The following is a 6,372-nucleotide window of genomic DNA, read 5'->3' as shown; positions in this document are numbered from 1 at the left end:
CGCCTGCGCGGCCTACCTCGCCAGGGAAGGCCTGCGCGTGAGCGTGGTCGAGCGGCGCAAGGTGGTCGGCGGCGCCGCCGTCACTGAGGAGTTTCATCCAGGCTTCCGCAATTCGGTCGCGGCCTATACGGTCAGCCTGCTCAACCCGAAAGTCATCGCCGATCTCAGGCTCGCCGAGCACGGCCTGAAACTGGTCGAGCGCCGTGCACAAAACTTCCTGCCCGCCCCTGACGGCAGCCACCTTCTGACCGGCGAAGGCCGCACGCGCGCGTCGGTCGCGCGGCTCAGCGCACGCGATGCCGAGGCGATCGACGGTTTTTCGCGGGAACTGGAGGCGATCGCCGACGTGCTGCGGCAGTTCGTGCTGCGCGCGCCGCCGAACCTGGTCGAAAGTTTTGGCGCCGGCGCCGTCCGCGAGGCCTTCAACGCGCTCGGCACCGCGAACATCCTGCGCGGGCTGTCGCTGGAGGAGAAGCGCGCGCTGCTCGACCTGTTCACGCGCTCGGCCGGCGACATGCTCGACGAGCGTTTTGAGACCGACCTGGTCAAGGCGCTGTTCGGCTTCGACGCCATCGTCGGCAATTATGCGAGCCCCTACGCCGCGGGCTCGGCCTACGTGATGCTGCACCACGCCTTTGGCGAGGTGAACGGCAGGAAAGGCGTCTGGGGCCATGCGATCGGCGGCATGGGCGCCATCACCCAGGCGCTCGCGCGCGCCGCGCGCGGGCATGGCGTCGAAATCATGACCGATGCGGGCGTGCGCGAATTGATCGTCGAGCGCGACCGCGCCGCCGGCATCGTGCTCGACAACGGCACCATGCTGCGGGCGAAATATGTCGCGGCCAGCGTCAACCCAAAACTGCTCTACACGCGCCTGGTGCCCGAACACGCGCTGCCGCCGCCGTTTCTCGCGCGGATCAGAAACTGGCAGTGCGGCTCCGGCACCTTCCGCATGAACGTGGCGCTGTCGGCCCTGCCCTCGTTCACGGCGCTGCCTGGCGAGGGCGATCATCTCACCGCCGGCATCATTCTGGGCCCCAGTCTCGGCTACATGGACCGCGCCTATCACGATGCGCGCGCATACGGCTGGAGCCGCGCGCCTGTGGTCGAAGTGCTGATCCCCTCGACGCTGGACGATAGCCTCGCGCCCAGGGGCGCACATGTCGCCAGCCTGTTCTGCCAGCACGTCGCGCCCGTCCTGCCGGATGGCAGATCCTGGGACGACCATCGCGATGAGGTCGCCGACCTGATGATCGCCACCGTCGACGCCTACGCGCCCGGCTTCGCGCAAAGCGTGATCGGCCGGCAAATCCTGTCGCCGCTCGACCTGGAGCGCGAGTTCGGCCTGATCGGCGGCGACATTTTTCACGGCGCACTAACGTTGAACCAATTGTTCTCGGCGCGCCCGATGCTCGGACATGCCGATTATCGCGGCCCCGTGAAGGGCCTCTATCATTGCGGCTCCGGCGCCCATCCCGGCGGCGGCGTCACTGGCGCTCCCGGCCACAACGCTGCGCGTGTCATTCTGGCCGACCATCGCGCGCTGTTCGCCCGGCGTTGACAGGTCTGTGGACAGGCTGGGAGTGGGCTGTCGATAGCGCCATGCGCCAAACGCCGCATGCACAGCAACCGCGTTGGACAACTTATCGACATCCACTGCAAGAACTGTGGAGAACGTCACGAAGATGGCGTGGATAAAGCTGTGACCAGGCGATCTGCCTCACTGAACTTGCCGAGCCTGTTCACGCGTCATGCACCGACCACATTGGCGCAAGCTCTTGGCGGGTCTCGAATATCTCGCCAAGCCCGATATATGTGCACAATCTTGTCCACGGCGCCGGCGGCGAAAGCGCAGCTCCGGATCAAATGTGGCGCGGCAGATGTTGCAAGGCAGAAGCACCGGAGACGGAGTTCCCGGTGGGCCGGATCGATAGGAACGATCCATTCTGCCGTGGCTTGGAGGGGGATGGATGATCTGCTCAAGCGCGCCGACCTGGCTATTGAGGATAGTCATCGCATCAGGAGCCAAACCAAGGAGCACCTGGCGCGTGGCAAGGTGACGAGTGCACGGGTCAAGGGAACCCTTCAATGGGTTCGCGCGGAGTGCGCCAGGTCTCGTCAGCTCGGTTCGGAAGCCACTGACAAGCGTTCTTCGAGCAGGTTTCTCCCCGCCGGAACGATACGCGATCGCAAGGCTCAAGGCGCGGCGGATCGAATACATGCTCTAACGATCAGATCAACCGATCCTGCCAAGCGCGATTGATCCCGGCAGCTCCTTCTGAGATACCATCGCGAGGCCACCGAGCCGCGCATGAGCCCGGCTCGGCATGCCCCTCACATGAAAAGACCGGGCGCGTGCGCCCGGCCCTTGAGAACGCCTGGGTTGTTCGACTACTTCAACGAGGTGCTGACCGAGTTGAAGACTGAGCTGACCCCGGTTCCAACACCGTTCACCGCGGCAATGATAGCAATCGCTATCCCAACTGCGATGAGACCGTATTCGATGGCCGTTGCGCCGGATTCATCCCTCAAGAATGTCGAGAGCATCGCCTTCATAGGGTTGGTGCCTCGCTTTGCTTCCACAGGAACCGTTGATCAGTTCCTCCCGTATGACTACGGGAAAAAACCTAAGGTTGTTTGAAGGAGCAAACGGTAAATTTTCCAGATATTGCGAGACAACAACGCCCCAAAATTGCATCAAATCTTATCGTTCTAGACGCTGCGACGCCCCACCACCACATTTCAGCTTGAAGCACGAACCCGGACCCGTGATGACCGCCCCTCTCCCAACCACCCACCGCGCCAGCCTTGCGATCGGCGATGAGGCTGCCGCGCGGCGCGTGGTCGATGCCCTCACCGAAGTCTTTTGCGAAGGCGAGACCGCGGTTGCCGCCTTTGAGCGGCCGGACGGCCGCTGGGACGTCACAGCCCATTTTGCCGATCCGCCGGATCAGGCCCTGCTGCGTATGCTGGTGACGAATGCCGTCGGCGAAACGGTCGCCGAGGGCCTCAGCTTTGACACGCTGGAGGCGAAGGACTGGGTCAAGGCCAGCCTCGAAGACCTGGTGCCGGTCCCGGCCGGGCGTTTCGTCGTCCATGGCCAACATGACCGGGCACGGATCGCCCCCAACAGGCTCGGCATCGAGATCGAGGCGGCGCTGGCGTTCGGCACGGGCCACCACGGCACCACGCGGGGCTGCCTCACGCTGCTCGACCATGTGCTGAAAACGCGCCGACCGCGCCGCCTGCTCGACCTCGGCACGGGTACCGGCGTGCTGGCGATTGCGGCCGCCAAGGCGCGGCATCTACCCGTGCTGGCGAGCGATATCGATCCGCCCTCGGTTGCGGTCGCGCGCGACAATGCGCGGCTCAACGGCGTCGGCAACCTCATGCAGGTGGTCCGCGCCACCGGGTTTGCCGCACCGGACTTCGCGAGCGCCGGACCATTCGACCTGGTGCTGGCCAACATCCTGGCCAATCCACTGCGGCAGCTCGCGCGCCCGATGACGCAGCATCTGGCGCCAACAGGGCTCGTGATCCTCTCAGGGCTCCTGACCCATCAGGCGCGCGCCGTGATCGCCGCCTATCGCGCGCGGGGCCTCCTTCCCGTTCGGCATCTCAGGATCGAAGGCTGGAGCAGTCTCCTGCTGCGCTCGGTCAAATGAGCACGCGCGCCTGCGGAAATTGCACGCTGTGTTGCAAGGTGATGGCGATCGAGCAGCTCGAGAAACCGGTGGGCCGCTGGTGCCCACACTGCAATCCGGGTCGCGGCTGTCTCGTCTATGCCGAGCGTCCCGGCGAATGTCAGTCCTTCAGTTGCATGTGGCTCGTGAACGAGCTGCTGGACGAACGCTGGAAGCCGAACAGGTCAAAGCTCGTCCTGACGACGTCGGATGACGGGATCGAAGTCCGATGCGACCCGGGCTTTCCCGATGCATGGCGCAAGGAGCCGTTCGGCAGCGAGATACGCCAATGGGCGATATCCGGAGATGCTCACGACGTGACCGTGGTGGTCATCGTCGGCCAGAAAATGATCCTGATCGCTTCGGAGCGGGAGTTCGATCTGGGGATCGTACGCCCGGATGAGCGGATCGTGCGGGAACTGGAGGGGACGCGCGTTATCGGGGCGAGCGTCGTGAAGGCCAATGAGATCAGGGATTGAGGGGACTAGAAGCCTCAGTCCTGCGGCTCTGGTTGCGGTGATTTGGAGCGCGTCTTCTGACGAAAGGACAGAATGCGTCTTGCCCGCATCTCGGCGAAGCGGTCAAGCATCTGGACCATCACCCCACGCCGCTCTTGGACGTCAGGTGGGGCTGGAGCGCGGGCCGTGGGGGGTGTGAGTTTCTCGAACGTAAATGCAGGCATGTCTTCCCCTCACCGCTGAGTTGAAACAAACCCCTTGGACTTCCCCGGCCTTCGTCTTTGAAAGGGATGTGACAGCAAATCCTTGATCGCGTCAACATGAACGATAGTTTCGATCTCCTGCCGGTACCCGGCGGAGCATACATGCGCCGTCGCGCGTTGCCGCCAGCCGATCGCCAACCTAGACTGAAAGCACCATGTTCGAAGCGCATTTCCAGACTTTTGAAGACCCTGAAAGCGGAGTCGCTCTCTCCGCGCGGCTGTCGGCCTTTCGGGAGGAGCTGGCGCGGCGGAAGCTGACCGGCTTTGTGATTCCGCGCGCCGACCAGCAGCAGAATGAATATGTCGCCCCGTCGGAGGAGCGGCTGGCGTGGCTGACCGGCTTCACCGGTTCGGCAGGACTGGCGATCGTGCTGACCAGGGAAGCAGCGATTTTTGTCGATGGCCGCTACACGCTGCAGGCCGGCCAGCAGGTCGATGGCAAGGCCTGGTCAGTCGAGTCCCTGGTCGAGCCGCCGCCCGAGACCTGGCTGTCAGCGCATCTTTCAGCGGACGACCGCCTCGGCTTCGATCCCTGGCTGCACACGACGGCGGCCGCCGAGCGGCTCGCGACCGCCTGCGCCAAGGCCGGCGCCGAGCTCGTGGCCATCGAGAGCAATCCGGTCGATGCGGTGTGGACCGAACGCCCGCCCGCGCCGCTCGGCCCGGTCGCCATCCACGGCAGGCAATTTTCCGGCGAAATCGAGGCCGAAAAGCTGCAGCGGATTCGTGAGGAAATCGCAAAGCTCTCCGTCGATGCGCTGGTGCTGTCGGACAGCCATGCAGTGGCCTGGACGTTCAACATCCGCGGTGCCGACGTCGCCCACACGCCGCTGCCTTTGTCCTACGCACTGGTCCCAAAACATGGCCGGCCGACCATCTTCATCGATCATCGCAAGCTGTCGAACGCCACACGCGACCATCTCGAACAGTCGGCAGACGTCCAGGAACCGAACGCGCTGGAGCCGAGACTGGCCGCTCTCGCCAAGCGCGGCGGGGCGATTGCCCTCGACAATGCGACGGCGGCCGATGCGCTGAGCCGGCTGATCCAGGCTGCCGGCGGCAAGCCGGTGCGCGGCAGCGACCCGGTGAGCCTGCTGAAGGCGGTCAAGAATGAGACCGAGATCCAGGGCACCAGGACCGCGCATCGCCGCGACGCGGTGGCGCTGGCGCGTTTCCTCGCCTTCATCGACCGCGAGGCGCCATCGGGCAGCCTCACCGAGATCGATGCCGTGGAAGCGCTGGAGACCTTTCGCCGCGATACCGGCGCGCTGAAGGACGTCTCGTTTCCAACCATCTCCGGCACCGGGCCGAACGGCGCCATCGTGCATTACCGCGTCAGCCGCAAGAGCAATCGGCGCATCGCGCGCGGCGACCTGCTGCTGATCGATTCCGGGGCGCAATATGAGGACGGCACCACCGACGTCACGCGCACCATCGCAGTCGGCGAGCCGACGGCGGAGATGCGCGACCGCTTCACCCGTGTGCTGCGCGGACACATCGCGATCGCCCGCGCGGTATTTCCCGACGGCACCACCGGCGCCCAGCTCGACACGCTGGCGCGGCAGTTCCTGTGGCAGGCCGGCATCGATTTCGAGCACGGCACCGGTCACGGCGTCGGCAGCTATCTCAGTGTGCATGAGGGGCCGGCGCGGATCTCGAAACTCGGCACCACGCCGCTGAAGCGCGGCATGATCCTGTCCAACGAGCCCGGCTACTATAAGACCGACGGTTTTGGCATCCGGATCGAAAATCTCGAGCTCGTCGTCGTAGCCGAGATCGCTGGCGCCGAGAGGCCTATGAACGGTTTTGAGACGCTGACCCTGGCGCCGATCGACCGGCGACTGATCGATGCTGCATTGCTGAGCGACGCCGAGCTCGACTGGCTCAACGCCTATCATGCGCGCGTGCGCGCCGAGGTGCGGCCGGCGCTGGATGAGGCGACCAAGGCCTGGCTCGATCAGGCCACGG

6 protein-coding genes are annotated in these 6,372 nt (G+C 64.9%); 5 read left to right on the top strand and 1 reads right to left on the bottom strand.

What is annotated here, in order from left to right; translation table 11 throughout:
• Together JOZ76_RS12165 and JOZ76_RS12160 are read left to right on the top strand one after the other, a co-directional pair.
• Nucleotides 1-1,561: phytoene desaturase family protein (locus JOZ76_RS12165; RefSeq protein ID WP_291698871.1), on the top strand; the 1,561-nt coding region annotated here is incomplete at its 5' end.
• A 405-nt stretch (nucleotides 1,562-1,966) separates the two neighbouring features.
• On the top strand, nucleotides 1,967-2,263 hold the full coding sequence (locus tag JOZ76_RS12160) for a hypothetical protein (protein WP_291698870.1): 297 nt from the start codon (nucleotides 1,967-1,969) through the stop codon (nucleotides 2,261-2,263).
• Nucleotides 2,264-2,391: 128 nt separating this feature from the next.
• Here the strand turns inward: JOZ76_RS12160 and JOZ76_RS12155 are convergent, their stop codons facing one another.
• Nucleotides 2,392-2,556 (bottom strand): Flp family type IVb pilin, encoded by a 165-nt coding sequence (locus tag JOZ76_RS12155; protein ID WP_291698869.1) that lies wholly within the window; start codon nucleotides 2,554-2,556, stop codon nucleotides 2,392-2,394.
• A 215-nt stretch (nucleotides 2,557-2,771) separates the two neighbouring features.
• On the opposite strand from JOZ76_RS12155, the gene JOZ76_RS12150 reads away from it, so the two are divergent.
• The 3 genes from JOZ76_RS12150 to JOZ76_RS12140 form a co-directional block, all read left to right on the top strand.
• A complete protein-coding gene (locus tag JOZ76_RS12150) occupies nucleotides 2,772-3,665 on the top strand; it encodes a 50S ribosomal protein L11 methyltransferase (RefSeq protein WP_291698868.1) in 894 nt (297 codons plus the stop codon).
• Nucleotides 3,666-3,706: 41 nt separating this feature from the next.
• Nucleotides 3,707-4,162, top strand: a complete 456-nt coding sequence (locus JOZ76_RS12145; RefSeq protein WP_291698867.1) for a hypothetical protein — start codon at nucleotides 3,707-3,709, stop codon at nucleotides 4,160-4,162.
• A 397-nt stretch (nucleotides 4,163-4,559) separates the two neighbouring features.
• Nucleotides 4,560-6,372: aminopeptidase P family protein (locus tag JOZ76_RS12140; protein ID WP_291698866.1), on the top strand; the 1,813-nt coding region annotated here is incomplete at its 3' end.

It is taken from the genome of Bradyrhizobium sp., assembly GCF_019244115.1.
Lineage (GTDB): Bacteria > Pseudomonadota > Alphaproteobacteria > Rhizobiales > Xanthobacteraceae > Bradyrhizobium.
This window is presented reverse-complemented; position numbering and strand designations above follow the sequence as displayed.

Excerpts from the sequence above, each read along its gene's own strand:
- JOZ76_RS12155 (WP_291698869.1), bottom strand. The coding sequence starts at position 2,556 with ATGAAGGCGATGCTCTCGACATTCTTGAGGGATGAATCCGGCGCAACG.
- JOZ76_RS12160 (WP_291698870.1), top strand. The coding sequence starts at position 1,967 with ATGGATGATCTGCTCAAGCGCGCCGACCTGGCTATTGAGGATAGTCAT.
- JOZ76_RS12145 (WP_291698867.1), top strand. The coding sequence starts at position 3,707 with ATGGCGATCGAGCAGCTCGAGAAACCGGTGGGCCGCTGGTGCCCACAC.
- JOZ76_RS12150 (WP_291698868.1), top strand. The coding sequence starts at position 2,772 with ATGACCGCCCCTCTCCCAACCACCCACCGCGCCAGCCTTGCGATCGGC.